This window comes from Kitasatospora acidiphila (assembly GCF_006636205.1).
In the GTDB taxonomy this organism is placed as follows: domain Bacteria; phylum Actinomycetota; class Actinomycetes; order Streptomycetales; family Streptomycetaceae; genus Kitasatospora; species Kitasatospora acidiphila.
Window position 1 is genome coordinate 3,283,699 of record NZ_VIGB01000003.1, and the last position, 25,028, is coordinate 3,308,726.

Annotated in this window: 26 protein-coding genes, 1 pseudogene and 1 riboswitch; of the genes and pseudogenes, 10 read left to right on the forward strand and 17 right to left on the reverse strand. The window is 70.3% G+C overall.

Annotated features, from left to right (window positions below):
- Positions 1-210: 210 nt before the first annotated feature.
- The 3 genes from E6W39_RS15445 to E6W39_RS15455 all read right to left on the reverse strand — a co-directional run bounded on the left by E6W39_RS15445 (position 211) and on the right by E6W39_RS15455 (position 1,548).
- Positions 211-408 (reverse strand): DUF397 domain-containing protein, encoded by a 198-nt coding sequence (locus E6W39_RS15445; protein WP_141634018.1) that lies wholly within the window; start codon positions 406-408, stop codon positions 211-213.
- A gap of 121 nt (positions 409-529) precedes the next feature.
- Positions 530-724 (reverse strand): DUF397 domain-containing protein, encoded by a 195-nt coding sequence (locus tag E6W39_RS15450; RefSeq protein WP_141634019.1) that lies wholly within the window; start codon positions 722-724, stop codon positions 530-532.
- Positions 721-1,548 (reverse strand): helix-turn-helix domain-containing protein, encoded by an 828-nt coding sequence (locus E6W39_RS15455; protein ID WP_141634020.1) that lies wholly within the window; start codon positions 1,546-1,548, stop codon positions 721-723. Before E6W39_RS15455 ends, E6W39_RS15450 begins: the two co-directional genes overlap by 4 nt.
- Before the next feature lie 319 nt (positions 1,549-1,867).
- On the opposite strand from E6W39_RS15455, the gene E6W39_RS15460 reads away from it, so the two are divergent.
- Both E6W39_RS15460 and E6W39_RS15465 read left to right on the forward strand, forming a co-directional pair.
- A complete protein-coding gene (locus tag E6W39_RS15460; protein ID WP_141634021.1) occupies positions 1,868-2,104 on the forward strand; it encodes a hypothetical protein in 237 nt (78 codons plus the stop codon).
- A gap of 422 nt (positions 2,105-2,526) precedes the next feature.
- Complete coding sequence (locus E6W39_RS15465; protein WP_323809152.1) at positions 2,527-2,859, forward strand: ATP-binding protein; 333 nt, start codon at positions 2,527-2,529, stop codon at positions 2,857-2,859.
- Positions 2,860-2,969: 110 nt separating this feature from the next.
- On the opposite strand, the gene E6W39_RS15470 is transcribed toward E6W39_RS15465, so the two are convergent.
- From E6W39_RS15470 to E6W39_RS15485, 4 genes are all read right to left on the reverse strand, one after another.
- Positions 2,970-3,659 (reverse strand): SDR family oxidoreductase, encoded by a 690-nt coding sequence (locus E6W39_RS15470; RefSeq protein ID WP_141634023.1) that lies wholly within the window; start codon positions 3,657-3,659, stop codon positions 2,970-2,972.
- Positions 3,660-3,668: 9 nt separating this feature from the next.
- Positions 3,669-4,205 (reverse strand): LOG family protein, encoded by a 537-nt coding sequence (locus E6W39_RS15475; RefSeq protein WP_141634024.1) that lies wholly within the window; start codon positions 4,203-4,205, stop codon positions 3,669-3,671.
- A gap of 41 nt (positions 4,206-4,246) precedes the next feature.
- A complete protein-coding gene (gene mnmA, locus E6W39_RS15480; RefSeq protein WP_141634025.1) occupies positions 4,247-5,389 on the reverse strand; it encodes a tRNA 2-thiouridine(34) synthase MnmA in 1,143 nt (380 codons plus the stop codon).
- Between the two features lie 117 nt (positions 5,390-5,506).
- Positions 5,507-6,676, reverse strand: a complete 1,170-nt coding sequence (locus tag E6W39_RS15485; protein ID WP_141634026.1) for a cysteine desulfurase family protein — start codon at positions 6,674-6,676, stop codon at positions 5,507-5,509.
- 137 nt (positions 6,677-6,813) lie between these two features.
- Here E6W39_RS15485 and E6W39_RS15490 point away from each other — a divergent pair, with 137 nt between their 5' ends.
- A complete protein-coding gene (locus E6W39_RS15490; RefSeq protein ID WP_141634027.1) occupies positions 6,814-7,617 on the forward strand; it encodes an IclR family transcriptional regulator in 804 nt (267 codons plus the stop codon).
- A gap of 10 nt (positions 7,618-7,627) precedes the next feature.
- Entirely contained in the window at positions 7,628-8,098 is a 471-nt protein-coding gene (locus E6W39_RS15495) for a hypothetical protein (RefSeq protein ID WP_141634028.1), read from the forward strand.
- A 58-nt stretch (positions 8,099-8,156) separates the two neighbouring features.
- Here the strand turns inward: E6W39_RS15495 and E6W39_RS15500 are convergent, their stop codons facing one another.
- The gene (locus E6W39_RS15500) at positions 8,157-8,816 is read right to left on the reverse strand and encodes a trimeric intracellular cation channel family protein (protein ID WP_141634029.1); all 660 of its coding nucleotides are present in this window, start codon (positions 8,814-8,816) and stop codon (positions 8,157-8,159) included.
- Positions 8,817-9,153: 337 nt separating this feature from the next.
- Here E6W39_RS15500 and E6W39_RS15505 point away from each other — a divergent pair, with 337 nt between their 5' ends.
- Complete coding sequence (locus E6W39_RS15505) at positions 9,154-9,426, forward strand: type II toxin-antitoxin system Phd/YefM family antitoxin (protein WP_141634030.1); 273 nt, start codon at positions 9,154-9,156, stop codon at positions 9,424-9,426.
- Entirely contained in the window at positions 9,423-9,677 is a 255-nt protein-coding gene (locus E6W39_RS15510; protein WP_141634031.1) for a Txe/YoeB family addiction module toxin, read from the forward strand. Before E6W39_RS15505 ends, E6W39_RS15510 begins: the two co-directional genes overlap by 4 nt.
- On the opposite strand, the pseudogene E6W39_RS15515 reads toward E6W39_RS15510, so the two are convergent.
- From E6W39_RS15515 to E6W39_RS15545, 7 genes and pseudogenes are all read right to left on the reverse strand, one after another.
- Positions 9,671-10,848 (reverse strand): annotated as a pseudogene (locus E6W39_RS15515) (ABC transporter ATP-binding protein). The gene E6W39_RS15510 and the pseudogene E6W39_RS15515 overlap by 7 nt on opposite strands.
- Positions 10,849-10,870: 22 nt before the next feature.
- Positions 10,871-11,932, reverse strand: coding sequence for an ABC transporter ATP-binding protein (locus E6W39_RS15520; RefSeq protein WP_141634032.1), 1,062 nt, complete (start codon positions 11,930-11,932; stop codon positions 10,871-10,873).
- On the reverse strand, positions 11,929-12,939 hold the full coding sequence (locus tag E6W39_RS15525) for an ABC transporter permease (protein WP_101382272.1): 1,011 nt from the start codon (positions 12,937-12,939) through the stop codon (positions 11,929-11,931). Before E6W39_RS15525 ends, E6W39_RS15520 begins: the two co-directional genes overlap by 4 nt.
- Positions 12,940-13,082: 143 nt before the next feature.
- Entirely contained in the window at positions 13,083-14,849 is a 1,767-nt protein-coding gene (locus E6W39_RS15530; protein WP_141634033.1) for an ABC transporter substrate-binding protein, read from the reverse strand.
- 121 nt (positions 14,850-14,970) lie between these two features.
- On the reverse strand, positions 14,971-15,969 hold the full coding sequence (locus E6W39_RS15535) for an ABC transporter permease (RefSeq protein ID WP_101382270.1): 999 nt from the start codon (positions 15,967-15,969) through the stop codon (positions 14,971-14,973).
- Positions 15,970-16,373: 404 nt separating this feature from the next.
- Positions 16,374-17,234 (reverse strand): enhanced serine sensitivity protein SseB C-terminal domain-containing protein, encoded by an 861-nt coding sequence (locus tag E6W39_RS15540; protein WP_181799282.1) that lies wholly within the window; start codon positions 17,232-17,234, stop codon positions 16,374-16,376.
- 36 nt (positions 17,235-17,270) lie between these two features.
- Entirely contained in the window at positions 17,271-18,068 is a 798-nt protein-coding gene (locus E6W39_RS15545; RefSeq protein ID WP_181799283.1) for an enhanced serine sensitivity protein SseB, read from the reverse strand.
- 181 nt (positions 18,069-18,249) lie between these two features.
- A riboswitch (glycine riboswitch) is annotated at positions 18,250-18,353 on the forward strand.
- 178 nt (positions 18,354-18,531) lie between these two features.
- On the opposite strand from E6W39_RS15545, the gene gcvT reads away from it, so the two are divergent.
- The 4 genes from gcvT (at position 18,532) to E6W39_RS15565 (ending at position 23,026) form a co-directional block, all read left to right on the forward strand.
- Positions 18,532-19,650 carry a glycine cleavage system aminomethyltransferase GcvT gene (gene gcvT / locus E6W39_RS15550; RefSeq protein WP_141634035.1) on the forward strand — a complete coding sequence of 373 codons (1,119 nt, stop codon included), beginning with the start codon at positions 18,532-18,534 and terminating at the stop codon, positions 19,648-19,650.
- A gap of 87 nt (positions 19,651-19,737) precedes the next feature.
- Positions 19,738-20,115 (forward strand): glycine cleavage system protein GcvH, encoded by a 378-nt coding sequence (gene gcvH, locus E6W39_RS15555; RefSeq protein WP_101382267.1) that lies wholly within the window; start codon positions 19,738-19,740, stop codon positions 20,113-20,115.
- Positions 20,116-20,243: 128 nt separating this feature from the next.
- A complete protein-coding gene (glyA, locus tag E6W39_RS15560) occupies positions 20,244-21,512 on the forward strand; it encodes a serine hydroxymethyltransferase (RefSeq protein WP_141634036.1) in 1,269 nt (422 codons plus the stop codon).
- Positions 21,513-21,658: 146 nt separating this feature from the next.
- Positions 21,659-23,026 (forward strand): L-serine ammonia-lyase, encoded by a 1,368-nt coding sequence (locus E6W39_RS15565; RefSeq protein WP_141634037.1) that lies wholly within the window; start codon positions 21,659-21,661, stop codon positions 23,024-23,026.
- A 52-nt stretch (positions 23,027-23,078) separates the two neighbouring features.
- Here E6W39_RS15565 and E6W39_RS15570 read toward each other — a convergent pair whose 3' ends face one another.
- The gene (locus E6W39_RS15570; RefSeq protein ID WP_141637760.1) at positions 23,079-23,633 is read right to left on the reverse strand and encodes an ATP-binding protein; all 555 of its coding nucleotides are present in this window, start codon (positions 23,631-23,633) and stop codon (positions 23,079-23,081) included.
- Between the two features lie 82 nt (positions 23,634-23,715).
- Complete coding sequence (locus E6W39_RS15575; RefSeq protein ID WP_228718173.1) at positions 23,716-24,933, reverse strand: L,D-transpeptidase; 1,218 nt, start codon at positions 24,931-24,933, stop codon at positions 23,716-23,718.
- Positions 24,934-25,028 lie beyond the last annotated feature (95 nt).

A 25,028-nucleotide genomic window follows, 5' to 3' on the forward strand; every position in this document is an offset into this window, starting at 1 on the left:
TCGGCGAACGGGACGCGGCCAGGCAGCCTTCGAGCGCGCGCTCCACCTCGCTCGCGAACACCGTCTGGATGCCTACATCGACCAAGCTCGTGAGGGACTCGATGCCGTTCGGGAGGTGACGTCGCTCGGGCAGGGCTTGGCCATGCCGACTTGAACGAGCGAGCACGGCGAAACCGACGCCACCTCTCCGGCCGCCCTAGCAAGGGCTCGTCAGATCGCGCCGAACTCGCCGGCCTTCACGCCCGCCACGAAGGTGGCGAAACCGGCGGGGGTGAAGGTGAGGGCGGGGCCCTCGGGGTCCTTGGAGTCACGGACGGGCACCGCGCCCGGGATGTTGGCGGCCACCTCGACACAGTCGCCGCCATTGGTGCCGCTGTAGCTGGACTTGAACCACTCGGGGTTGATCATCGGGTTCCCCTCTACTGGCGGCGGGCCGTCAGCCGCGTTCTACCCATACGGCGAGCGCAGGCAACTCCCCGGGTAGCACAAAGCCCCTGCGGAGCCGTCGGTGGCTGCACAGGGGCTTGTGTCAGATCGCGCCGAACTCGCCGCCCTTCACGCCCGCCACGAAGGCGGCGAAGCCGGCGGGAGTGAAAGTGAGGGACGGGCCCTCGGGGTCCTTGGAGTCACGGACGGGGATGACGCCGGGGACGTTGGCGGCCACCTCGACACAGGCGCCACCGTTGTCGCTGTAGCTGGACTTGAACCACTTGAGGTCGCTCACTGAAGTTCCCTTCTCACCTTGCTGATCAGCGCCACGGAGGCTGCCTGCGACAGCGCCTCTACCTGCAGATGATGGTAGGCCGTCAGCAAGCGGTGCGCGGCTTCGGGATCACGCTCGAATGAGCCCTGCAGAGCGGATTCCGAATATGCGGCCACTGATCGATCAGGCAGCACAAGCAGGTAGACCGGCAGGTTGATGCTCCGACTCTCGCCCATGGCGAACGGTGCCACCTGAAGCGTCACATGCGGTAGACCGGCCACCTCGACAAGGTAGTCGAGCTGCGCGCCCATGACCTCTGGAGGCCCGATCGGCCGCCGGATGCAGCTTTCGTCAAGGACTGCGTAGATCTGCGCGGGCGGCTTGCGAGTGAGGAGCTTCTGACGATTCGCCAGAACCTCCAGTCGTTCACCTGCCTGAACCTTGGTGATGCTTCCTCGGCTCACCGCTGACATCGCGAGGGCCTGCGCATACTCCGGCGTCTGCAGCAAGCCCGGCATGATGCCCACTTCGAAGACCCGCAGCTCCGTCGCCTTGGCCTCCTGGGTCACGTACTGACCGAACCCCTGGAGCAACGAGCTCGCCTGGACATCGAAGAACAGGTTTGCGAACTTGGTGCCGGTGCCGAACGCAAGGTCAGCCTTCTGCGCGAACCGAAAAGTTGGCGCCTTCCGACCAGTTTCCACGGACGAGATGTGCCCCGGCGAGTACCCCGTCCGCTCGGCGAACTGCTCTTGCGTCATGCCCAGCTCCTCGCGGACACGTCGCAGTTCGGCGCCGAAGGCGGCTCGGGGGGAGGCTTCCGGGTTGAGCGGCTTGATGTTCAAGGCTGACTTTTCTTTCTAATCGGCCACGTTGCAAGCACTTTGAGCCTAGAGGACAGTCTGTGCTCCCGGTAGTGAGTCGGCTGCGGAGAGGAGCAGCCACGCAATGGCAGGCCGGACTGCCGATGACCCGCCTACACCACAAGTCGGTTAGATGACAGTCGACTTGGCTGGGGCGGATGCCACGAGCGCCCATACGCGAGCGGCGAGCGACAGGGCTCGACTTCACTCGAAAGCGTGACCGCCCGAGTTGACCGCCGAACCCCAACCACCCGACTGCTCAGCCAAGTTGGACAACCAGCCTGAACCGAAAGGGAATCCCGTGCACGCCGCCTCCCCCACCTCACCCCTGCCGTTCGACCAGGCCGCCGCCCTGTCCGAACTGCGCACCCTCGGGCGCACGCTGGACCTCCAGGTGACCGAGCGCACCGGCACCACCGCACCCGAGCTGGACGCCACCCTCTACCTGATGAGGCAGCTGCACACCCAGGTCGAGCTGTCCCTGAGCGCAAGCCTGTGCTCCGTCGTCCACCGCTCCCTCCAGGCCCGCGCCGCCTAGCACTCCCAGAAGCTCCCGCAGCTCCCACAGCTCCCGCAGAGCCGAGTGTCTCTGCGGGCCCGGCCCCTCACCTGGTGAGGAGGGGCCGACACCGCCGTCGGCCAAGGGCGTTGGCCGACGGCGACAGGTCCCGCCCGCCAGGCGCCCCCGTCGCCGTGGGCGGGACCACCCACCACGCATCACCACACAACTCCCGCGCAGCTGAGCTTGGGGAAGCGGCCGCGCGGGCCCGCCCGCCCCCGTCGGCCGCGACGCGCACACCGGCCGGCCGGGGCGGGCCACCGTACACGGGGACTCGGGGGCGCTGATCCCACAGGACTGGAGACCACTATGCGTCTTGTTCCGTTGCCGAGCCCGTCCCCGACGGGAAGGCCGATCCCACCGGCGAAGACACCCTCCTCGCCCTCGTCGTCCGCTCCACCCTGCGCTCGGCCCGCCACCGCCTCCACGGCCACCTCACCGCCCACGGCCTGGACCCCGACGACGCCTGCCTGGTGCTCTCCGAGCTGGTCGGCAACGCCCTGCTGCACGGCGGCGACAGCGCCGCCGTCGCCTGGCGCCTGGACGGCGACCGGCTGCACATCGGGGTGGCCGACGGCGCCGCACTCGGCCTCACCGTGCTCCAGCAGCACTGCGCCCGCGACGGCGGGCGCGGCCTCTTCCTGGTCGACCTGCTCGCCGAGGAGTGGGGCGTCCGGCCGCTCGGCGATGCCGGCAAGGAGGTCTGGTGCCGGCTGGCGGTCAGAGCGGCCTGACGTACGCCGTGACCGTGCCGGCGACGACGACGCAGAGCACGGCGGAGCGGACGAGCCGACTGGCGTACATGCGGCCCGTCCGGGCACGGAACTTCCGCGCCTGCCGGCTACTACCGCCCCGGGCGCACCGTGATGTCGGTGATCTCCGCGTCGCGCGGCAGGTCGACGGCGGTCAGGATCGCCGTGGCCACCGACTCCGGGGCGATCCAGCGGTCGGCGTCGTACTCCTTGCCCTCCTGCTGGTGGACCTTGGCCTGCATCGGGGTGGCGGTGCGGCCCGGGTAGACCGAGGTGACCCGGACGCCGTTGCCGTGCTCCTCGTGGCGCAGCGAATCGGCCAGCGCCCGCAGCCCGTGCTTGCTCGCGGCGTAGGAGCCCCATTCGGCGTGGGCGTTGTGCCCGGCGCCGGAGTTGACGAAGACCACGTGCCCGCGGGCCTGGCGCAGTTGGGGCAGCAGCAGCCGGGTCAGCTCGGCCGGGGCGACCAGGTTGACGGCCAGCGTCTCCTGCCAGACCTTGACCGGGGTGTCGCCGATCGGGCCGAGCTCCACCATGCCGGCGATGTGCAGCAGCGAGTCCAGCTCCAGCGGCAGCTGCTGGTGGCCGAACGCCCAGGACAGCTTGGCCGGGTCGGCCAGGTCGCCGACCAGGGTGCGGGCCCCGGGGAAGCGCTCGCGCAGCTCGGTGGCGCGCTTGGCGTCACGGGCGAGCAGCCAGACCTCGTCGCCGCGCTCGATCAGGCGCTGGGCGGTGACGGCCCCGATGCCGGAGCCGGCACCGGTGAGCAGATGAGTGGGCATGACGACCTTTCAGGAATTCTGGTGGCTGTCGAGGAGGGCGAAGACCTCGGCGGGAGTCTGGACGAAGGTGATCAGCTCGTCGAGCGGGCGCGGCAGGAAGCCCTCGGTGTCCATCCGCTCCAACTGCACGCGCAGGCCGGTCCAGAAGCCCTCGGTGTCCAGCACCACTATCGGCTTGCCGTGCAGGTTGTGCTTCTTGAGTTCCAGCACCTCGGTGATCTCGTCCAGCGTGCCGAGGCCGCCCACCAGCACCACCACGGCGTCCGCCCGGGCCAGCAACTCGGCCTTGCGCTCGGCCAGATCGCCGGTCATCACCAGTTCGTCCGCACCCGGGTAGCCCTTGTGCGCGAGCAGCTCGACCATGACGCCGACCAGCTTGCCGCCGGCCGCCTTGACCTCGTCGGCCAGCAGGCCCATCAGGCCGGCGTTGGAGCCGCCCCAGACCAGGGTGTGGCCGCCGGCGCCGAGCAGCCGGGCGAACTCGGCGGCGGGGGCGGCGTAGCGATCGTCGAGCGAGTACGCGGAGCAGAAGACGGTGATGTTCATAGTGCGAACAGGCTTATCAGATCCCCGCTTCTCCGGTCGCCTCAGATCTTCGCGGTGTCCCGCCGCTCGGTCGCCGAGATGGTGGCCGAGCCGACCACCCGGGTGCCGTCGTACAGCACCACTGCCTGCCCCGGCGCGATCCCCCGCACCGGCCGCTCCAGCCGCACCCGCAGCTCGCCACCGGCCGCCTCGGCGGTCACCGGCACCTCCTCGCCGTGCGCGCGCAACTGCGCGGTGTAGCGGCCCTCGCCGACCGGAGCGGCGCCGCACCAGCGCGGCCGGATCGCGGTCAGCCCCAGCACGTCCAGGCCCTCGGCCGGGCCGACCGTGACGGTGTTGGTCACCGGGGAGATGTCCAGCACGTAGCGCGGCTTGCCGTCGGCGGCCGGGCGGCCGATCCGCAGGCCCTTGCGCTGGCCGATGGTGAAGCCGTACGCCCCGTCGTGCTCGCCGAGCTTGGTGCCGTCGGCGTCCACGATGTCGCCCGCGGCCGTGCCCAGGTGCTGGGCCAGGAACTTCTGGGTGTCGCCGTCGGCGATGAAGCAGATGTCGTGGCTGTCCGGCTTCTTCGCCACCGCCAGGCCGCGCCGCTCGGCCTCGACCCGGATCTCCTCCTTGGTGGTGTCGCCGAGCGGGAAGAGCGAGTGGGCCAGCTGCTCGGCGTCCAGCACGCCCAGCACGTACGACTGGTCCTTGGCCGGGTCCACCGCGCGGTGCAGCTCGCGGCCGCCGCCGGGCAGGTCGACGATCCGCGCGTAGTGGCCGGTGCAGACCGCGTCGAAGCCCAACGCCACCGCCTTGTCCAGCAGCGCCGCGAACTTGATCTTCTCGTTGCAGCGCAGGCAGGGGTTGGGCGTGCGGCCGGCCGCGTACTCCGCGACGAAGTCGTCGATCACGTCTTCGCGGAACCGCTCGGCCAGGTCCCAGACGTAGAACGGGATGCCGATCACATCGGCGGCCCGGCGGGCGTCCCGGGAGTCCTCCAGGGTGCAGCAGCCGCGGGCGCCGGTGCGGAACGACTGCGGGTTGGACGACAGCGCCAGGTGCACCCCGGTGACCTCGTGCCCGGCTTCGGCCGCGCGGGCGGCGGCGACGGCGGAGTCGACCCCGCCGGACATCGCGGCGAGCACGCGCAGACGGGAACCGGTGGACGGCCCGCTCGGGGCACCTGGGAAGTCAGTCATAGTGCTCCCAAGCGTACGCAATGGGCCGTGGGCCCATGCCAGCCGTCCCAGCGCCGACCGGCGTTACGGACCCGCTGCCCTGCCGGCACCGACCGGCATCCCAAGCCCGCTGGTCCGCTAGCGCCGACCGGCGTTGCGGGCCCGCTCGACCACCGGGCCGATCGCCTCCGCCAGCGCGTCCACATCCGCCGGCGTGGAGGTGTGCCCGAGCGAGAACCGCAGCGAGGAGCGGGCCAGCTTCGGCTCGGCCCCCATCGCCAGCAGCACATGGCTGGGCTGCGGCACCCCGGCGGAGCAGGCCGAGCCGGTGGAGACCTCGATGCCGGCCGCGTCCAGCAGCATCAGCAGCGCGTCGCCCTCGCAGCCGGGGAACGAGAAGTGCGCGTTGGCGGGCAGCCGGCCGGCCGGATCCGGGTCGCCGTTGAGGATCGCGTCCGGCACCGCCGCCCGCACCCGGTCGATCAGGTCGTCACGGAGCTTGGCGAGCTCCGCCGCATGCTCGCCGCGCCGCTCGACGGCGAGGGCGGCGGCCGCCGCGAAGCCGGCCGCGGCGGGCACGTCCAGGGTGCCGGAGCGTACGTCGCGCTCCTGGCCGCCGCCGTGCAGCAGCGGCACCGGCGCCGCGCCACGGGACAGCACCAGCGCGCCGATCCCGTACGGACCGCCGATCTTGTGGCCGGTCACGGTCAGCGCGTCCAGCCCCGAGTCGGCGAACGAGACCGGCACCTGGCCCAGCGCCTGCACCGCGTCGGCATGCATCGGGATGCCGAACTCGCGCGCCACGGCAGCCAGTTCGCGGATCGGCTGGACGGTGCCGACCTCGTTGTTGGCCCACATCACGGTGACCAGCGCGACCGCCGCCGGATCGCTCCCGATCGCCTCGCGCAGCGCCTGCGGGTGCACCCGGCCGTGAGCGTCCACCGGCAGGTACTCGACCCGGGCGCCCTCGTGCTCGGCCAGCCACTCCACGGCGTCCAGCACCGCGTGGTGCTCCACCGGGCTGCACAGCACCCGGGTGCGCGCCGGATCGGCGTCACGGCGGGCCCAGTAGAGGCCCTTGACGGCAAGGTTGTCCGATTCGGTACCACCGCCGGTGAGCACGATCTCGCTCGGCCGGGCGCCCAGCGAGGCGGCCAGCGACTCGCGGGACTCCTCGACCACCCGGCGGGCCCGGCGGCCGGCCGCGTGCAGCGAGGAGGCATTGCCGGTGACGCCGAGGTGCGCCGTCATCGCGGCGATCGCCTCGGGGAGCATCGGGGTGGTGGCCGCATGGTCGAGGTATGGCATGGCGGCACCAGTGTAGGCGGAACGGGGCCGGGCTCCCCTGCCCAAGTGTCGATTTGGCCATTGCACGCCATGCAACGCGCCATTAGCGTGCTGCGGCACGACGGCTGGGGCGTGTTCACGTTTGGGGGTGGGGCCCGATGTCGCAGACCGTGGACCGAGCGCTGACCATTCTGACCTCGCTGGGCGACGGCCCGGCCTCCCTGGAGCAGGCCGCCAACCGGATCGGGGTGCACAAGTCCACCGCGCTGCGGCTGCTGCGCACCCTGGAGGAGCACGGCTTCGTCCAGCGCCAGGCCGACCACCGCTACCGGCTCGGCGGCCGGCTGCTCTCGCTGGCCCACACCGCCCTTGAGGACATCGACGTCCGCCAGGTCTGCGCGCCCTACCTGGCCTCGCTCAACGAACGCTACGGCCACACCGTTCACCTGGCGGTGCTGGACGGCGGCGAGGTGCTCTACGTCGACAAGGTGGACGCCCGCTACCCCGCCCCACCGGACTGCTGGCCCGGCGAGGCCTCCCGGATCGGCGGCCGCGCCCCCGCCGCAGCCACCGCCGCCGGCCGGGTCCTGCTGGCCGACCTGACGGATGACCAACTGGCCACCGTCATGGAGGATGCGCGCTCGCCCGTCGACCTGCACTCCGACCTCGCCGCCGTACGCCGCCAAGGCTGGTCCCTCGACCAGGCCGACTACGCGGCGGGCGTCAACTGCCTGGCCGCCCCGATCAAGGGCAATGACGGGCGCGCCATAGCCGCGTGCGCCATCTCGGTGCCGACGTCGGTGGCGCCGCTGGGTGAACTGAACCGCCTGCTACCCGAGTTGCTGTGCACGGTGGAGGCGGTGTCGCTGGCCTACGGCGGCTCCCCGACGCCGCGCTGGTGCGACAGCCGCTGCGGGGCGAAGGCGGCGCCGACCGTCACCCCGCCGAGGTCCGGACCGTAGGGTTCCGCTCGTGGATCGCCTACGCAGAGCCGCCATCCGGCTCGCCCTCGCCGAGCAGCCCTCCGAGGAGCTCCCGATGCTCGCGGCCGAGGCCCTCGCCGCCGGTGTCGACAGCCCCGCCCTGCGCGAGCTCGCCGGACTCTCCCGCTCGGACGCATCCCAGGACCTCTTCGTCCAGGCGATGGCGGAGCTCGGCTTCCCCATCCCGGACCAACAGGACGCCTGGCGCCGACTCATGCTCTGGGAGGCGGAGGCGCTGCTCGACGGCACCCGCCAGCCCTACCAGGCCGGCCACGAAATCTACTGGTCCGCCTGCCACTTGGAGCGCTCACCGCACATCGAGAGCGTGATCGTGGAGTTCCTCGGCCTCTGGAGCACCTGGGAGGACCGCCCTGCCGACCGGGAAACCACCGAACGCGCGATGCACGAAGCAGCCGCGAGGCTCCTGGCCCACCACCACCCTTTGCGGGACGGGCCGTGACCTCCCAAGCCGCCCGACCCACCGTCGCGGCCGTCACAGATCCCTGCCTACCCGGTCCCTACTCCTCGCTCACCCGCGCCCCGTTGCGGTGCCAGGCCCGCGGCGCCCGCCAGCCGTACCGCAGCGCCAGCATGCGCAGTACGAACGCGGTGAGGGCGGCGGTGGTGGCGGTGAGGGTGGTCAGGTGGTGGGTGGCGATGAGGATGGCCACCATGGTGGCGCCGACCAGGGCGGGGACGGCGTAGATCTCGCGGTCCCAGCGGAGCAGGGACGGGGTCTCCTGGGCGAGGACGTCGCGGATCACGCCGCCGCCGGCCGCGGTGAGCATGCCGAGGGCGATGGAGGGGACCGAGCCGAGGCCGTAGTCGTGGGCCTTGGCGGTGCCGGTGACGCAGAAGAGGCCGAGGCCGAGGGCGTCCAGGGTCTGCACGCTGCGGTTGATCCGCTCCACCTCGGGGTGCAGGAAGAAGACCACCAGGCCGGCCACCAGCGGGGTCACGAAGTAGCCCATGTTGGTGAAGGCGACCGGCGGGACGGCGCCGATCAGCAGGTCCCGCATCACTCCGCCGCCGAGGGCGGTGGCCTCGGCGAGTACGCAGATGCCGAAGATGTCCATGTTCTTTCGGACCGCGAGCAGACCCCCGGACAGGGCGAAGACGAAGATGCCGATCAAGTCCAGGGTCTGCTGCACGTCGTGGCTGAAAATCTGCGATGTCACCGCCACAGTGTCACCCGGCCGAGGCCCGGCCTCCGAATTCCGGACCCCGCCCTCCCCGTCGGCAGTGCCGTTCGCCACACTGTGGGCCGTGCCCAGAACGTCATCCCGAACCGAAACAGCCCCGTCCGCCGGCACCGTCCGACGCGTCACGCGGTGGGCAGCCTTCGGCCCGCCGCTGATGGCCGGATTTGCACTGCTGGCCACCAACCGTCCCGGGCCGGAGGAGCCGGACACGCTGAGGTTCCACTTCCACAGGCATTTCATCCCACAGCGAGTGGTACGGTAAAGCCGTACGACTGATACGCAGACGTGCTCAAGCATCTCTGGAGGTCAGCACATGGCCATCTCGGCAAACGAAGCCAGACAACGGTTCTACCCGCTGATCAAGCAGGCCAACGAGGACCATGAACCGATCGAGGTGACCTCCCGCGAACACGGCGATGTGGTGATCATGTCCGCCGAGGACTTCCGCTCCTGGCAGGAGACGGTCTACCTGCTGCGCTCGCCGCGCAACGCGCAGATCCTCATGGAGTCCATCGCCGAACTGGACGCCGGGCGCGGGCAGGCGAGGGACCTCATCGAACCGCACGACGAGGTATCGGCCGCGTGAAGGTCGTCTTCTCCAGCCATGCCTGGGAGCAGTACACCCACTGGACAACAGCGGACCCGAAGATCCTCAAGAGGATCAACCGTCTGATCAAGGAAATTCAGCGGACACCCTTCGAGGGCGCCGGGAAGCCAGAACCGCTGAAGGAGAACTTGTCCGGTTGGTGGTCCAGGAGGATCACGGACGAGCACCGCCTCGTATACCGGGTTACCGACGGGTCCGTCGAGATCGCCCAAGCCCGCTACCACTACTGACAGATGCCGGCCGCCGAGCGGCGCAGCCCGAGAACGGACCGCGCCGCAGGCTGACGGCTACTCAGAAGCGTCCGCCACCGGGGCAGCGGCCGCCTCGCGCCCCTGGTTTTCAGGGCCCCCCTGGTTTTCAGGGCCCCCTGGTTTTCAGGAAAGTGGCAAGCCACCCGGTGCCCCGTGCTCAGTTCCGCCAGCGGCGGTTCCTGGGTCGCGCACACGTCCTGCGCCTTCCAGCAGCGGGTGCGGAAGCGGCAGCCGCTCGGCGGGTTGAGGGGCGAGGGCACGTCGCCGGTGAGCAGGATGCGCTCGCGGCGTTCCTTGCGGCGCGGGTCCGGGACCGGGACGGCGGACATCAGGGCGTTGGTGTAGGGGTGGGCGGGGCTGCGGTAGAGGGCCTCGCGGTCCGCGATCTCCACGATCTTGCCCAGGTACATCACGGCGACCCGGTCCGAGACGTGCCGGACCACCGAGAGGTCGTGGGCGATGATCAGGTAGGTGAGGCCGAGCTCCCGCTGCAGGTCGTCCAGGAGGTTGACCACCTGGGCCTGGATGGAGACGTCGAGCGCGGAGACCGGCTCGTCGGCCACGACCATCTTGGGCTTGAGCGCCAGGGCGCGGGCGATCCCGATGCGCTGCCGCTGGCCGCCGGAGAACTCGTGCGGATAGCGGTTGTAGTGCTCGGGGTTGAGGCCGCACAGCTCCAGCAGGTCCTGCACGGCCCGCTTGACGCCGTGCTCGGTGGCGACCTTCTGCAGCCGGAACGGCGCGCCCACGATGGTGCCCACGGTGTGCCGGGGGTTCAGCGAGGAGTACGGGTCCTGGAAGATGATCTGGATGTCCTTGCGCAGCGGCCGCATCCGGCCGGTGCTCAGGTGGGTGATGTCCTGGCCTCGAACTCGATCTTCCCGCCGGTGGGTTCGTCGAGCCGGGTGACCAGCCGCCCCATGGTGGACTTGCCGCAGCCGGACTCCCCCACCACGCCCAGGGTCTCGCCCGCGTTGACCGCGAAGCTGATCCCGTCCACCGCCCGCACCGCGCCGCGGTTGCCGCGCAGCATGCCGCCCTTGACCGGGAAGTGCCGCTCCAGGTCGGTGACCCGCAGCAGCGGCTCCCCGGCGGACTTGCGCACCGAAACAGTGCCCTGAGTGCCCTGCGTGCTCTGAGTATCCGTCATGATCCTTGAATCCTTAGGCAGTTCAGAGCCGCGGTGCGATCTCTTCGGCGAAGATCCGGTGCCGTTCGGCGGCCGGCAGGTGGCAGGCGGCGTGGTGCCCGGCCGTCACCTCGGCCAGCACCGGCCGGTCGGTCATCGACCGGCCGCCGGTCTGCTCGGCATAGGGGCAGCGCGGGTGGAAGGCGCATCCGCTGGGCACGTTGATCAGGCTGGGCGGGCTGCCCTTGACCGGCACCAGGCGGTCCTGGAGCGCCCGGTCCAGTCGCGGCATGGAGCCCAACAGGCCCCAGGTGTACGGGTGTTCGGGGTTGTCGAAGAGGGTGGCCGCGGGGCCGCGCTCCACGCACCGCCCGGCGTACATCACCATGATGTCGTCGGCCAGCTCCGCGACCACGCCCAGGTCGTGGGTGATGATGATGACGGCCGAGCCGAACTCCTCCTGCAGGTCCCGGATCAGGTCCAGGATCTGGGCCTGCACGGTGACGTCGAGCGCGGTGGTCGGCTCGTCGGCGATCAGCAGCGACGGGTCGTTGACCAGCGCCATGGCGATCATGGCGCGCTGGCGCATGCCGCCGGAGAACTGGTGCGGGTAGTCGTCGACGCGGCGGTCCGGCTGCGGGATGCCGACCCGGGCCAGCATCTCGATGGCCCGGGTGCGGGCCGCCTTCTTGTTGGCCTCGGGGTGGTGCACCCGGTAGGCCTCCATGATCTGGGCGCCCACCGTGTAGTACGGGTGCATCGCGGTCAGCGGGTCCTGGAAGATCATCGCCATCGAGTGGCCGCGCAGCTTGCGCACCTCCTCGGGCCCGGCGCCGACCAACTCCTTGCCGTCCAGCCAGATTTCGCCGCTGATCCGGGCCCGCTTGGAGCGGTGCAGGCCCATGATGCCCATCGAGGTGACGGACTTGCCGGAGCCGGACTCGCCGACGATGCCCAGGGTCTTGCCGCGGGCGAGGTCGAAGCTGACGCCGTCGACGGACTTCACCAGGCCGTCGTCGGTGTCGAAGTGGATGCGCAGGTCGCGCACCGAGAGGAAGGAGTCGTGGTCCTCGGAAACGCGGTCGGTCACGGGTTCGACGATCATGAGAGCCTCACCCGGGGGTCGACGGCGGCGTACAGGAGGTCAACCAGCAGGTTGCAGAGCACGATGAAGAAGGCGGCGATCATGGTGACGCCGAGGATCTTGGGCAGGTCGTTGTCCTTGATCGCGGAGACCGCGAAGAAGCCGATGCCCTGCATCGAGAAGACCTGCTCGGTGATGACCGCGCCGCCGAGCAGCAGGCCCAGGTCCATGCCGAAGATGGTGAGGATCGGGGTGAGCGCGGCGCGCAGACCGTGCCGGATCACCACCTTGCGCTCGATCAGGCCCTTGGCCCGCGCGGTGCGGATGTAGTCCTCGCTCATCGTCTCCAGCATCCCGGCGCGGGTAAGCCGGGCGTAGAGCGCGGAGTAGAGGAAGGCCAGCGACACCCAGGGCAGGATCAGGTTGGTGAACCAACCGACCGGGTCATCGGTGAAGTTGACGTAGTGCAGGTTGTCGAAGACGACCCACTTGTAGCTGAACAGGTAGTGCAGGATCGCGCCGGTGAAGAAGATCGGCAGCGAGACGCCGGCCAGCGCGATGCCCATCGAGAAGCGGTCGAAGAAGGACTTGGGCCGCAGCGCCGAGATCACGCCGGTGGTCACGCCGGAGAGCAGCCACAGCACCGCGGCGCCGAGCGCCAGCGAGAAGGTCACCGGGATCCGGCTCTCGATCTCGGGCCAGACCTCGATGTGGTTCTTGAACGAGTAGCCGAAGCAGGGGACGTGGCAAGTGGACGCGTCCGGGCCGTACTTGTACGTGGCACCGACGAAGATCTGCTTGACGAAGTGCCAGAACTGCTCGTACAGCGGCTGGTCGAAACCCAGGTTCTTCTTGACCGCGGCCAGCGCCTCGGGGCTCGGGTTCTTGCCGATGTACTGGGCGGCCAGCTGGTCGGTGGTCTCACCGGCCAGGCGCGGTAGCAGGAAGAAGATGCCGAAGGTGACCGCGCTGACGACCAGTAGCAGTACCAGGGCGGCGAACGTCCTGCGGAGGATGTAGAAGAACACAGTCGGACGGCTTGGGGCCCGCCCCGACCTTGGGTCCCGGTGGGGACCGGCGGTCGGGGCGGGGCTCCGCTCGCCTTCACCTGCCTTCAGGGATGGTGAGCCGGACTCTTACGTGGTGGGTCTCGATGACCCGGTGGTGCCGCTTAGTTGTTGCTGGTGGTGCCGATGTTGAGGTAGTCGTACTCACCGCTGAACGCCGAGGTGGAGACCATGTTGGTGGCGCTGGCCGGGCGGTAGTTGAAGACCTTGAAGTCGGTCAGCGGCACGTAGGCCGCGTCATCCATGACCTGCTTGTCGATCTGGGCGTAGTCCTTGTTGCGGGCGTCCCCGGAGTTGTTGGTGGCCGCGTCGTCGAGCAGGCTGTTGACCTTCGGGTCGTTCAGCAGCGCGATGTTGCTGTTGCCGGAGGACTTGATCGCCCGGCCGTCGGTGATCTGCTGCAGGAAGCCCAGGCCGGTCGGCCAGTCGGCGCCCCACTGCATCATCATCATGCCGACGCCGTGCTGGTTGATGAAGTCCGGCACGCCCGCGTAGTCGGTGAAGTACTTGCCCTGCGGGTACTGCTGGATCTCCAGCGTGATGCCGACCTTGGCCAGCGCGCCCTGGATGGCGGTGGCGGCCTTGACCTCGGTGTCACGCTCGGTGCGGGCGGTGATCACGGTCTTGAAGCCGTCCGGGTGGCCGCAGGCCTTGAGCTCGGCCTTGGCCTTGTCGACGTCACCCTTGTTGCCGGGGGTGGCGTAGGTGTCGAAGTCCTGGTGGCCGGTGACGTCCGGCGGCAGCACGGTGGTGGCGATGTCACCGCGGATCGGGCCGCCCTCGGCGGTCTGCACCGCGACCTTGTCGATCGCGTACTCCACGGCCTTGCGGCAGTCGGCGTTGTCCAGCGGCGCCTGCTTGGTGTTGAGCGCCAGGTAGGCGAGACGGCCGCCGGCGGCGTTGTCGCTCTGCGCCTTCAGCTTCGGATCCAGCAGGATCTTGGCCTGGGTCTGCGGGTCGACACCGCCGCCGACCAGGTCGACCTGGGCGTTGCCGGACATCAGGTCCTGGTCGATGGTCTGCTGGTCGATGTTCATCTTCAGCACGATCTTGTCCGCGAGCTGCTTGCGGAGCGGGTCGGTGCTCGCGTCCCAGTTGGTGTTGGGCACCAGCACGGCGCCCTTGCCGTCGTCGTACGACTGGAACTTGTAGGAGCCGCTGGAGACGATGTGCTTCACGTAGTTGGCGCCTTCGTCCTTGGCCTGCGGCACCGGGGCGGTGTCGGGCGCGCTGACCAGGTAGTCGAAGTCGGCGAACGGCTGCTTGAGCTGGAAGGTGATGGTGGTGTCGTCCGGCGTACCGATCGAGTGCAGGCCGGCCGGGTCCTTGTCCTTGTAGGGACCCTGGTACGGCGTGGGGTTGTCGACCAGGTACTGCTGGAAGTAGGTCGGGCCGTTGGAGAGCACGTCGGGCGCGAAGTTGCTGCGCTCGATGGCGTACTTGACGTCCTTGGAGGTGATCGGGGTGCCGTCGTCGTACTTCAGGCCCGGGCGCAGCTTGTACGTCCAGGTCTTGCCGTCCGCGCTGACCTGGCCCATGCCCTGCGCCAGGTCCGGGGCGAGCTTGTTGCCCTGCGCGCCGGGGGCGGGGGTGAAGGTGGTCAGCGCACGGGCGTACAGCCGCGAGAAGTTGTAGATGTAGGCGTAGTAGGTGTTCCCCGGGTCCAGCGAGTCCGGGGTTCCCTTCATCTCGTAGGTGACCGTCCCGCCCTTGTGGTCGGAGGCGTTCACGATGCCCTTGGTGGCGGCGTTGGCACCGGCGGCGGACGAGGATCCGCCCGTGGTGCCGCCCTTGCTGCTGGCGCAGCCGCTCACCACCAGCACAGCGGTGGCGGCTGCCGCGGCCAGGGCGAGAGTACGATTACGGCGCATTGCTGGATCAACCCCTTGCAAGTGTGTCGTGGGTCAAACGAACCGAGTGGGGCTCAGAGGAACTGAGTGGAGCTCAGACGAACTGAGTGGGACTCAGACGAGCCGAGTGGGACTCAGAGGATCAGTTGCTGCGCGGGTCGAGCGCGTCGCGCAGTCCGTCACCCAGCAGGTTGAAGGCGAGCACGGTGATGAAGATCGCCACGCCCGGGACGATGAGGTACTGCGGGTCCACCTGGTAGTAGTTGATCGCGTCGTTCATCATCCCGCCCCAGGAGGCCTGCGGCGGCTGGATGCCGACTCCGAGGAAGCTCAGGCCGGCCTCGAAGAGGATGTTGGTCGGGATCAGCAGGGTCGAGTAGACCAGGATCGGACCGACCAGGTTCGGCAGCAGCTCCTTGAACAGGATGAACGGGCCCCGCGCGCCCAGCGATCGGGCCGCGAAGACGAACTCCCGCTCGCGCAGCGAGAGCGTCTGCCCGCGCACGATCCGGCCCATGTAGGGCCAGTTGAAGAAGCCGATCACGAAGATCAGCACGCTGATGTGGAGCGGCAGGCCGTGCATTCCGAAGGCGCCGCCCTGCAGCGAGGCCGAGATCGAGATGGCGAACAGCAGCAGCGGGAAAGCCAGGAAGGTGTCCATCACCCGGCTGATCGCGGTGTCCACCCAGCCGCCGTAGTAGCCGGCGATCACGCCGAGCACGGTGCCGATGGTGTTGGACAGCAGCGTGGCGCCGAAGGCGACCAGCAGTGAGACCCAGGAGCCCTCGATGATCCGGGAGAGCAGGTCGCGCCCGAGCCCGGGGTCGATGCCCAGCAGGTGACTGCCGCTCATGCCGCCGAAGTTGCCGTTCGGCAGGCCGCCGAGGTCGGCGTTCAGCAGGTCGGGGTTCTGGGCGTTCGGGTCCAGACCGAAGGCCGATTCGATCGGCTTGGCCAGCACCGCGAGCAGGATCAGCAGGATGACCACGATCCCGCCGGCCATGGCCGCCTTGTCGCGCTTGAAGCGCAGCCAGGCGATCCGGCCGAGCGAGCGGCCCTCGATGCGGGTCTGCGGCGCGTCGGCGATCGGCGCCCCCGGGTCCGGCGGAATGGCGGCGGTGGTGTCGGTGGTTGTGCTCATCAGCAGTTGGCGTCCCCTCGCCGACGGTCGTCGGCCCAAGGCAGCCCGAAATCGGGCATGGCGGTGTCAGGTCCTGGTCAGAGCCTGCTTGCCATACGTTCGGGCTGCTCGGCTGGTGCGGTGCGCAGAACTCTTCACGTTCTCGCCAGTTCGGCGCCAGCCCCCATTGGTGAAGGATGCCCAACTGTGATCTACCGATTATCGAGATCCCTAAACCCGCCATGCGCACACCAGCTATGACCGCCTGGTCCAGCAGGCCACTGGATACGGTAGTTGACAGCTCGTCAGAAAGCGTGGAGGACGACATGGCTCTACCCGGGCCGTTATCGACGACCCGGGCACCGGATACTCAGATTCCGCTCAAGTCCCACATGAGCGTTCGCTATGCGAACAGGGGTGTCCGCTCAGCGGCCGGGCCAGGGCTGCTGCGGCCACGGGCTCGGCGTCGGATAGCCGTAGCCGGTCGGCATCGGATACGGCGGCACGGCCGGCGGCGGGGTCGCCTCGCGGTGGTAGAACGGCCGGGCGTTGGCCCGCATCCAGAGCGCCACCGGGTCGTAGTCGTCGCTCAGCGCCACCGTGGAGACCGCCAACCCCTGCGGGGCCTGCGAGATGGCCCGCTGCATCAGCGCCCGCACCGCCTCCACGGCCGGCGGCGAGTTGTCGTACAGCTCCAGCCCGATCGCCAGGTAGGGCTCCCCCAGCACCGGCCGCACCCAGGCCCGGCGCAGCGCCCGCACCGGACGCACGGAGGGCGCCTGGTGCTGCAGCAGCCCGAAGAACGCCTCGGTGCCCGGCACCTGGGGCTCACTCAGCCGCAGCGGCCCGGCGGGCAACCGGTCCAGCCCGGCCGCGATCCGGCGCAGATCGGCCCACGGCACCCCGACCCCGCCGCCGGGCGTGTGCGGGTTGAGCCACAGGCCCCAGCGGGTCCGGTAGAGGGTGGCGGCGATCTCCTTGCCGCTGATCACCTCGTGCGCCCGGCTCCAACCGCTGGCGGTCAGCTGCTCGGGCGAGGTGACGGCCGGCGCGTAGCCGTGGCCGCCGATGTCCATGTTCCCGTACTGGGCGTCCGGGCTGCCCGGGCTGCCGTGCCACAGCAGCATCCACACCCGGCCCGCCGACAGCTCGCGCAGCAGCTGCTCATAGGCCTCGAACCGGTCCGGGGCGACCTCTTTGAGGGCCCGCTCCAGGGTGCCCGGGTCGGTACCCGGGACCGAGGCCGGGCTCCACGGCCCTGATCCGCCCGTCGCTCCCGTCGTCACCGCACGCGCCCTTCTCTCGACTCGCCCATCGCCGGATCAACCCCGCTGGTAGAACGGGCGCACCTGGGTCAGCATCCAGTCCACCACCGGGTCCGCCGCCAGGTCCAGCAGCACGATGTGCACTCCCCCGGGGAGCGGGGCCACGCCCAGCGCCCGGCCCAGCGCCGCGTTCGCCCCGGCCGGGTCGGCGGGGTGGGACGGATCCAGCTGCACGCCCACGAACAGCACCGTCGGCTCGCCCTCCACCGAGGCCAGCGCCCGACGGGCCGTCAGTACTCCTGGCAGCGCGGCCAGCTCGGCGCAGACGGCGGTCAGGAACGCCACCGGCTCCTCGTGCGGCTCCGGCTCGCGCAGCGCCACCCGGGCGCCGTCGCCGACCGGCGCGTCCGGCGACCCGGCGACCGCGTCCCAGCGCTGCTCGCGCGGCCCGCGCCGCAGCTCGCCGACGCCCTCGGGCGGCACCGGGATGCCGACGGGGGCGTCGGGGTTGACGGCGATGCCGAGCCCGAGCGGCAGCCCGCGGGCGAACTCCCAGGCCGGGGCGACCGCGCAGGACATTCCCGGCGCGTGCCGGACGAACTGCTCCTCGGAGGAGAAGACCGGTACATAACGGGCGCCGGCCAGCTCGATGGTCGGCAGGTCGAGTGCCTGACCGGATGGATCTGCGCCGACCGGCAGCGGGATCCACACGTGACTGCGCGCCAGCACCTCGATCACCCGGGGCGTCGCGCCCGGGTCCCCGATCGCCGCACTGAGCACCTGCTCCAGCTCGTTCGCCGGCCACCCTCCGCCGGTCGGCGGCTGCCCCGGCTCGGCCCACGCGGGCGCGGGCACGGCAAACCCCTGAGTCTCCACCGGAGCAGACTACTAGGCGGCGGCCGGCCCACTGGCCACTACGCACCAGGCGGCGGCCGGCCGACTGGCCACTGTCCCGCCGTCGGCACCGCCCCCACTCCCGCTGAGCGAACGGGCATGCCATGATGTGCGCGATAAACAGAACTTCATACTGGCCGTTCGAACCCGCGCGGGAGAGTCCGGAGGTGCCGCAGGGCACGGACCGGCGCCGAAGGAGCAAGTCCTCCCCGGAATCTCTCAGGCACCCGATACCGCGTGGGCGAGGCGAATCTGGAAAGCGGAACACGGCCGTGCCGTGCGCCCACCCACGGTGCAAGCCGCGCCATGCTGGTCGCGGTGAAGCTCTCAGGTTGTGACGACAGACGGGGAGACTCCACCGTCCCTCCTTGCCCACCATCGGGCGAGAAGGGCCCATCTGCCTGTTACAGACCGGAGTCCCGCCATGTCCCCGCGCCTGACCGCGCTCGACGCCCTGCACCGCGCCCTCGGGGCGACCATGACCGACTTCGCCGGCTGGGACATGCCGCTGCGCTACGGCAGCGAGCGCGAGGAGCACCTCGCCGTCCGCACCAAGGCCGGCCTCTTCGACCTCTCGCACATGGGCGAGATCACCGTCTTGGGCCCGCAGGCCGGCGAGCTGCTGGACCACGCGCTGGTCGGCTTCATCTCCGCGCTCGGCGTGCTGCGCGCCCGCTACACCATGATCTGCCGCGAGGACGGCGGCATCCTGGACGACCTGATCGTCTACCGCACCGCCGAGAACGAGTACATGGTGGTCGCCAACGCCTCCAACGCCCAGGTGGTGCTGGACGCGCTGACCGAGCGCGCGGCCGGCTTCGACGCCGTGGTGCGCGACGACCGCGACGCCTACGCGCTGCTCGCCGTCCAGGGCCCGGAGGCGAACGCGATCCTCTCCTCGGTCACCGACGCCGACCTGCCGGGGCTGAAGTACTACGCGCTGCTGCCCGCCACCGTCGCGGAGAAGCAGGTGTGGCTGGCCCGCACCGGCTACACCGGCGAGGACGGCTTCGAGATCTTCTGCGCCCCCGCCGACGCCGAGCACCTGTGGCACGCGCTCACCGAGGCCGGCGCCCCGCACGGCCTGGTCCCGGCCGGCCTGTCCTGCCGCGACACGCTGCGCCTGGAGGCCGGCATGCCGCTCTACGGGCACGAGCTGGACACCTCGCTGACCCCGTTCGACGCCGGCCTCGGCCGCGTGGTCCGGTTCGACAAGACCACCAACGGCGGCGACTTCGTCGGCCGCAAGGCCCTGGAGGCGGCCGCCGCCCAGGCCGAGGTGAACCCGCCGCGCAAGCTGGTCGGCCTGGTCTCCGAGGGCAAGCGGGTGCCGCGCGCCGAGTACTCGGTGGTCGACGCCGAGGGCACCGTGATCGGCCGGATCACCTCCGGCTCGCCCTCCCCGACGCTGGGCAAGCCGATCGCCATCGCCTACCTGGACGCCGCCTTCGCGGCTCCCGGCACCGCCGTCGCCGTGGACGTGCGCGGCAAGCACGAGCCGGTCGAGGTCGTCGCGCTGCCGTTCTACAAGCGCGCCCGCTGATCCCGTCCCCCACACCGTCCGCCGGACCGCGGTCCACTGAGCGGACCGCTTCCGCACACCCGCTTCCCGCTAATGGAGAATGAGCTCATGAGCAACCCGCAGAACCTGCAGTACAGCAAGGAGCACGAGTGGCTGACCGAGGCCGACGCTGACGGCGTGTCGACCGTGGGCATCACCGAGCACGCCGCCGGCGCGCTGGGCGACATCGTCTACGTGGACCTGCCGTCCGTGGGCGACACCGTGACCGCCGGCGAGACCTGTGGCGAGCTCGAGTCGACCAAGTCGGTCAGCGACCTGTACTCGCCGGCCACCGGCGAGGTCGTCGCGGTCAACCAGGACGTCATAGACGAGCCGGCCCTGGTCAACTCGGCCGCCTTCGCCGGTGGCTGGCTGTTCAAGCTCAAGGTCACCGACACCGACGACCTGCTGAGCGCCGACGAGTACACCGCGTTCACCGCGGGCTGACTCATCTGAAAGGGCGGCCGCAGCGCGGCGGCCGCCCTCCGTCCCACCCGTCGCCCACCGCCACCCTTCCAGCGAGGCGCTGCGCGCGACACCCCCTCAGCACCAGAGCCCCACGGGAAGACGCCACCATGACGGTTCTCAACCAGTCCCTCCACGCTCTCGACCCGGAGATCGCCGCCGCGGTCGACGCCGAGCTGCACCGCCAGCAGTCCACCCTGGAAATGATCGCCTCCGAGAACTTCGCCCCGGTGGCGGTCATGGAGGCCCAGGGGTCGGTGCTGACCAACAAGTACGCCGAGGGCTACCCCGGCAAGCGCTACTACGGCGGCTGCGAGCACGTCGACGTGGTCGAGCAGATCGCCATCGACCGGATCAAGGCGCTGTTCGGCGCCGAGGCCGCCAACGTCCAGCCGCACTCCGGCGCGCAGGCCAACGCCGCCGCGATGTTCGCGCTGATCCAGCCGGGCGACACCATCCTGGGCCTCAACCTGGCCCACGGCGGTCACCTGACCCACGGCATGAAGATCAACTTCTCCGGCAAGCTCTACAACGTGGTGGCCTACCACGTGGACGAGAAGACCAGCCTGGTCGACATGGAGGAGGTGGAGCGCCTCGCCAAGGAGCACCAGCCCAAGCTGATCATCGCCGGCTGGTCCGCCTACCCGCGCCAGCTCGACTTCGCCGAGTTCCGCCGGATCGCCGACGAGGTCGGCGCCCTGCTGATGGTCGACATGGCGCACTTCGCCGGCCTGGTCGCGGCCGGCCTGCACCCGTCCCCGGTGCCCTACGCGGACGTGGTCACCACCACCACCCACAAGACCCTGGGCGGCCCGCGCGGCGGTGTGATCCTCTCCAAGGCCGCGCTGGCCAAGAAGATCAACTCCGCGGTCTTCCCCGGCCAGCAGGGCGGCCCGCTGGAGCACGTGATCGCCGGCAAGGCGGTGGCCTTCAAGGTCGCGGCCTCCGAGGAGTTCAAGGAGCGCCAGGAGCGCACCCTGGAGGGCGCCAAGATCCTGGCCGCCCGCCTGCTCCAGGACGACGCCACGGCGGCCGGTGTCTCGGTGCTCTCCGGCGGCACCGACGTCCACCTGGTCCTGGTCGACCTGCGCAACAGCGAGCTCAACGGCCAGGACGCCGAGGACCGCCTGCACGAGGTCGGCATCACGGTCAACCGCAACGCGGTGCCGAACGACCCGCGCCCGCCGATGGTCACCTCCGGCCTGCGGATCGGCACCCCGGCGCTGGCCACCCGCGGCTTCCAGGCCGAGGACTTCACCGAGGTCGCCGACATCATCGCCGAGACCCTGCTCCCTGGCTTCGACGAGGCCAAGATCGCGGCGCTGCGCACCCGGGTGACCGCGCTGGCCGAGAAGTACCCGCTCTACCCGGAGCTCTAGGCACCACCCACCGTGGCCGACGTCACTCCCGTCGGTCCGGTCCGTTCCCCCGGGGCACCGCGCACACTGGAACGTGAGCCGGTGCCCCGCACCATGCAGTCCCCCGCTTTCCTTCCGGTCCACGAGACCAGACAAGGACGTCCCCCGTGGCCATCAGCGTCTTCGACCTCTTCTCCATCGGTATCGGCCCCTCCAGTTCGCACACCGTCGGCCCGATGCGGGCCGCCCGGATGTTCGCCCGCCGGCTGCGCTCCGAGGACCTGCTGGACCAGGTCGCCTCGGTCAAGGCCGAGCTGTTCGGTTCGCTCGGCGCCACCGGCCACGGCCACGGCACCCCCAAGGCGGTGCTGCTCGGCCTGGAGGGCAAGTCCCCGCGCACCGTGGACGTCGCCAAGGCCGACCTCGACGTGGAGCGGATCAAGGAGACCAAGCGGATCGCGCTGCTCGGTGTCCACCTGATCGACTTCGACCCCGACCTCCAGGTGGTGCTGCACCGCCGCAAGTCGCTGCCGTACCACGCCAACGGCATGACCCTGGTGGCCCACGACGCGGCCGGCGCCGAGCTGCTCACCAAGACCTACTACTCGGTCGGCGGCGGCTTCGTGGTGGACGAGGACGCGATCGGCGCCGACCGGGTGGTCCCGGACGACACCCAGCTGCGCTACCCGTTCCGCACCGGCGAGGAGCTGCTCCGGCTGACCCGGGAGACCGGCCTGTCGATCTCCGGCCTGATGCTGGAGAACGAGAAGGCCTGGCGCTCCGAGGAGGAGATCCGGGCCGGCCTGCTGGAGATCTGGTCGGTGATGAAGGAGTGCGTGTCGGCCGGCATGTCCCGCGAGGGCATCCTGCCGGGCGGCCTCAAGGTGCGCCGCCGCGCCGCCGCCGGGGCCCGGGCGCTGCGCGCGGAGGGCATCGGCCCGGCCAACGCGATGGAGTGGGTGACCCTCTACGCGATGGCGGTCAACGAGGAGAACGCCTCCGGCCAGCGGGTGGTGACCGCGCCCACCAACGGCGCGGCCGGCATCATCCCGGCCGTCCTGCACTACTACCAGAACTTCGTACCGGGCGCCGATGACGAGGGCATCGTCCGGTTCCTGCTGGCGGCCGGTGCGATCGGCATGCTCTTCAAGGAGAACGCCTCCATCTCCGGCGCCGAGGTGGGCTGCCAGGGCGAGGTCGGCTCGGCCTGCTCGATGGCGGCCGGCGGCCTGGCCGAGGTGCTCGGCGGCTCCCCCGAGCAGGTGGAGAACGCCGCCGAGATCGGCATCGAGCACAACCTCGGCCTCACCTGCGACCCGGTCGGCGGCCTGGTCCAGATCCCCTGCATCGAGCGCAACGGCATGGCCTCGGTCAAGGCCGTCACCGCCGCCCGGATGGCACTGCGCGGCGACGGCCGGCACCACGTCTCCCTCGACAAGGCGATCAAGACCATGAAGGAGACCGGCGCCGACATGAAGGTCAAGTACAAGGAGACCAGCCGCGGCGGCCTGGCGGTCAACGTCATCGAGTGCTGATCACTCATCGGGGGCCCGTGCCGTGGTGACGGCGCGGGCCCCTGGCGCGTTCTCAGGCCCGTTCGCGGACCTTGAGTTCGAACCAGACGCCCTTGCCGCGCGGCAGCAGGTCGGCGCCCCAGCGGTCGGCCAGGGCGTCCACCACGGTGAGGCCGCGGCCGTACTCGGTCAGGCTGGGCTCGGCGACGATCAGGCAGGGCAGCGCCCGCGAGGAGTCGCGGACCTCCACCTTCAGCCAGCCGGGCCGACGCTGGAGTTTCAGGCCGATGGTCCGCCCGCCGGTGTGCCGCACGGCATTGGCCACCAGCTCGGCGGTGAGTAACTCGCCGATCTCCAGCAGCTGGTGCAGGCCCCAGGACTGCAGCACCGAGAGCACCAGCCGCCGGGCCAGCGGCGCCGACTCGCCCCGGGCCGGCAGCCGCACCTCCTCGGCGCCCGCCGGGTCGCGCAGCCGGGGCAGCACGGCCCGCTCCAACTCCCATGCGGAGAGCCGCTCCAGGGCGGCCAGCGAGGACCGCTCGGGTACCGGTGGGGCGTCAGCCGTCAGACTGAGCCCGAGATGTGATGACTGATCGACTTCGCCCCATCCCGCCATGCCCACCATCATCGCGGTTCGCACCCGCCCGCGTACGGACAATGACCAAAGGATCACTATTCAGTTGGCATATGACTGGAACAAGCCGGGCGGCCTACCAAGCGCTCCAGTCCATGTTCCAGCCGCTCAGGCCGTTGTCCGGGGCAACCTGGGCGCCCTTGGAGTTGACGACCTTCACGACATCTCCAACCAGCGAGGAGTCGTAGAACTTCGCGGCGGGGGTGTTCGGGCCGCCCTGGTTGCCGGGGTCGTCCTCCAGGCCGATGCAGCCGTGGCTGACGTTCTCCGAGCCGAAGGTGTCGTGCGAGGACCAGTTGTTGCCGTGCACGTAGGTGCCGGAGTCGGTCAGCCGCGCCGAGTGCGGCACCTGCAGGTCGTACTCGCCGGGCTTGAGGCCGGGCACCGAGGCGGAGGTCATGTGGGCGGTGCCCTCCTTGGCCTCGATCACCATGGTGCCGTTGTAGGTGGGGTGCTCGTCGGAGCCGGAACTGATCGGGATGCTCTGGTCGGGCTGGCCGTCGGTCTGCACGGTCATGGTGTGCTTGGCGGCGTCCACCGTGGAGACCTGGGAGCGGCCGATGGTGAACGACTCGTCGCGGTCGGAGTTGCCGTAGACGCCCGGCGAGACCTCGACGTTCTTCAGCCGGAAGTGGACCTTGACGGTGGTGCCGGGCTTCCAGAAGGTCTGCGGGCGCAGGTCCAGGCGCTGGTTGCCCATCCAGTGGCCCTTCACCTGCTGGCCGTCGGAGGCCTCGAAGGTGATCCCGGCCTCGGCCGCCTTCTGGTTCTTGATCGGCATGCCGAAGTCGACCGAGACGATCATGCCGACGCCGTAGGTGGACCCGGTGACCACGTTGTCCTGGCTGCGCGAGATCTTCGACGGGGTGAGCGTGGTGAACGAGCTGGACGCCGTGGTGGCGACGCCCTTGTCGTCGGTGGCCGAGGCCTTCACCTGGTAGGTGTCGGAGACCGAGAGCGCGGTGGCCGGCACCCAGTCGGTGCCGTCCGCGGAGATGCTGCCCTGGACCGCGGCGCCGCTCTTGTCGGTCACCGTCACCTGGGTCAGCTTGCCATTGGCAACCCCGACCTTGAGGGCGGTCGGCGCGGCGTCCTGGGTGCCGTCCTTGGGCTCGAGGTCCAGCACCGCGCTGGACGCGGTCGGCGACGGCGAGCTCGCCGCACCGCCCTTGCCGCCGCCCGGCGGAACGGGTGCCGGGGTGCCGCCGCCCTTGGGGCTGCTACTGCCGCAAGCAGTGGCCAGCAGCAGCGTGCCGCCGACCGCCAGTGCCGCGCCCACGCGTATCGAACGCATTCCACTACTCCCCATCACTCGATCCCCGGCTTCTACACGCAGCCCCGCTGCCGCCCGGTTCCCGCGCGAACCCTGGCCTCGGCTGTGACACCAGA

Excerpts from the sequence above, each read along its gene's own strand:
- gcvH (WP_101382267.1), top strand. The coding sequence starts at position 19,738 with ATGAGCAACCCGCAGAACCTGCAGTACAGCAAGGAGCACGAGTGGCTG.
- E6W39_RS15505 (WP_141634030.1), top strand. The coding sequence starts at position 9,154 with ATGGCCATCTCGGCAAACGAAGCCAGACAACGGTTCTACCCGCTGATC.
- E6W39_RS15475 (WP_141634024.1), bottom strand. The coding sequence starts at position 4,205 with ATGAACATCACCGTCTTCTGCTCCGCGTACTCGCTCGACGATCGCTAC.
- E6W39_RS15445 (WP_141634018.1), bottom strand. The coding sequence starts at position 408 with ATGATCAACCCCGAGTGGTTCAAGTCCAGCTACAGCGGCACCAATGGC.
- E6W39_RS15530 (WP_141634033.1), bottom strand. The coding sequence starts at position 14,849 with ATGCGCCGTAATCGTACTCTCGCCCTGGCCGCGGCAGCCGCCACCGCT.
- E6W39_RS15575 (WP_228718173.1), bottom strand. The coding sequence starts at position 24,933 with ATGCGTTCGATACGCGTGGGCGCGGCACTGGCGGTCGGCGGCACGCTG.
- E6W39_RS15520 (WP_141634032.1), bottom strand. The coding sequence starts at position 11,932 with ATGATCGTCGAACCCGTGACCGACCGCGTTTCCGAGGACCACGACTCC.
- E6W39_RS15485 (WP_141634026.1), bottom strand. The coding sequence starts at position 6,676 with ATGCCATACCTCGACCATGCGGCCACCACCCCGATGCTCCCCGAGGCG.
- E6W39_RS15535 (WP_101382270.1), bottom strand. The coding sequence starts at position 15,969 with ATGAGCACAACCACCGACACCACCGCCGCCATTCCGCCGGACCCGGGG.
- gcvT (WP_141634035.1), top strand. The coding sequence starts at position 18,532 with ATGTCCCCGCGCCTGACCGCGCTCGACGCCCTGCACCGCGCCCTCGGG.
- glyA (WP_141634036.1), top strand. The coding sequence starts at position 20,244 with ATGACGGTTCTCAACCAGTCCCTCCACGCTCTCGACCCGGAGATCGCC.
- E6W39_RS15570 (WP_141637760.1), bottom strand. The coding sequence starts at position 23,633 with ATGATGGTGGGCATGGCGGGATGGGGCGAAGTCGATCAGTCATCACAT.
- E6W39_RS15490 (WP_141634027.1), top strand. The coding sequence starts at position 6,814 with ATGTCGCAGACCGTGGACCGAGCGCTGACCATTCTGACCTCGCTGGGC.
- mnmA (WP_141634025.1), bottom strand. The coding sequence starts at position 5,389 with ATGACTGACTTCCCAGGTGCCCCGAGCGGGCCGTCCACCGGTTCCCGT.
- E6W39_RS15470 (WP_141634023.1), bottom strand. The coding sequence starts at position 3,659 with ATGCCCACTCATCTGCTCACCGGTGCCGGCTCCGGCATCGGGGCCGTC.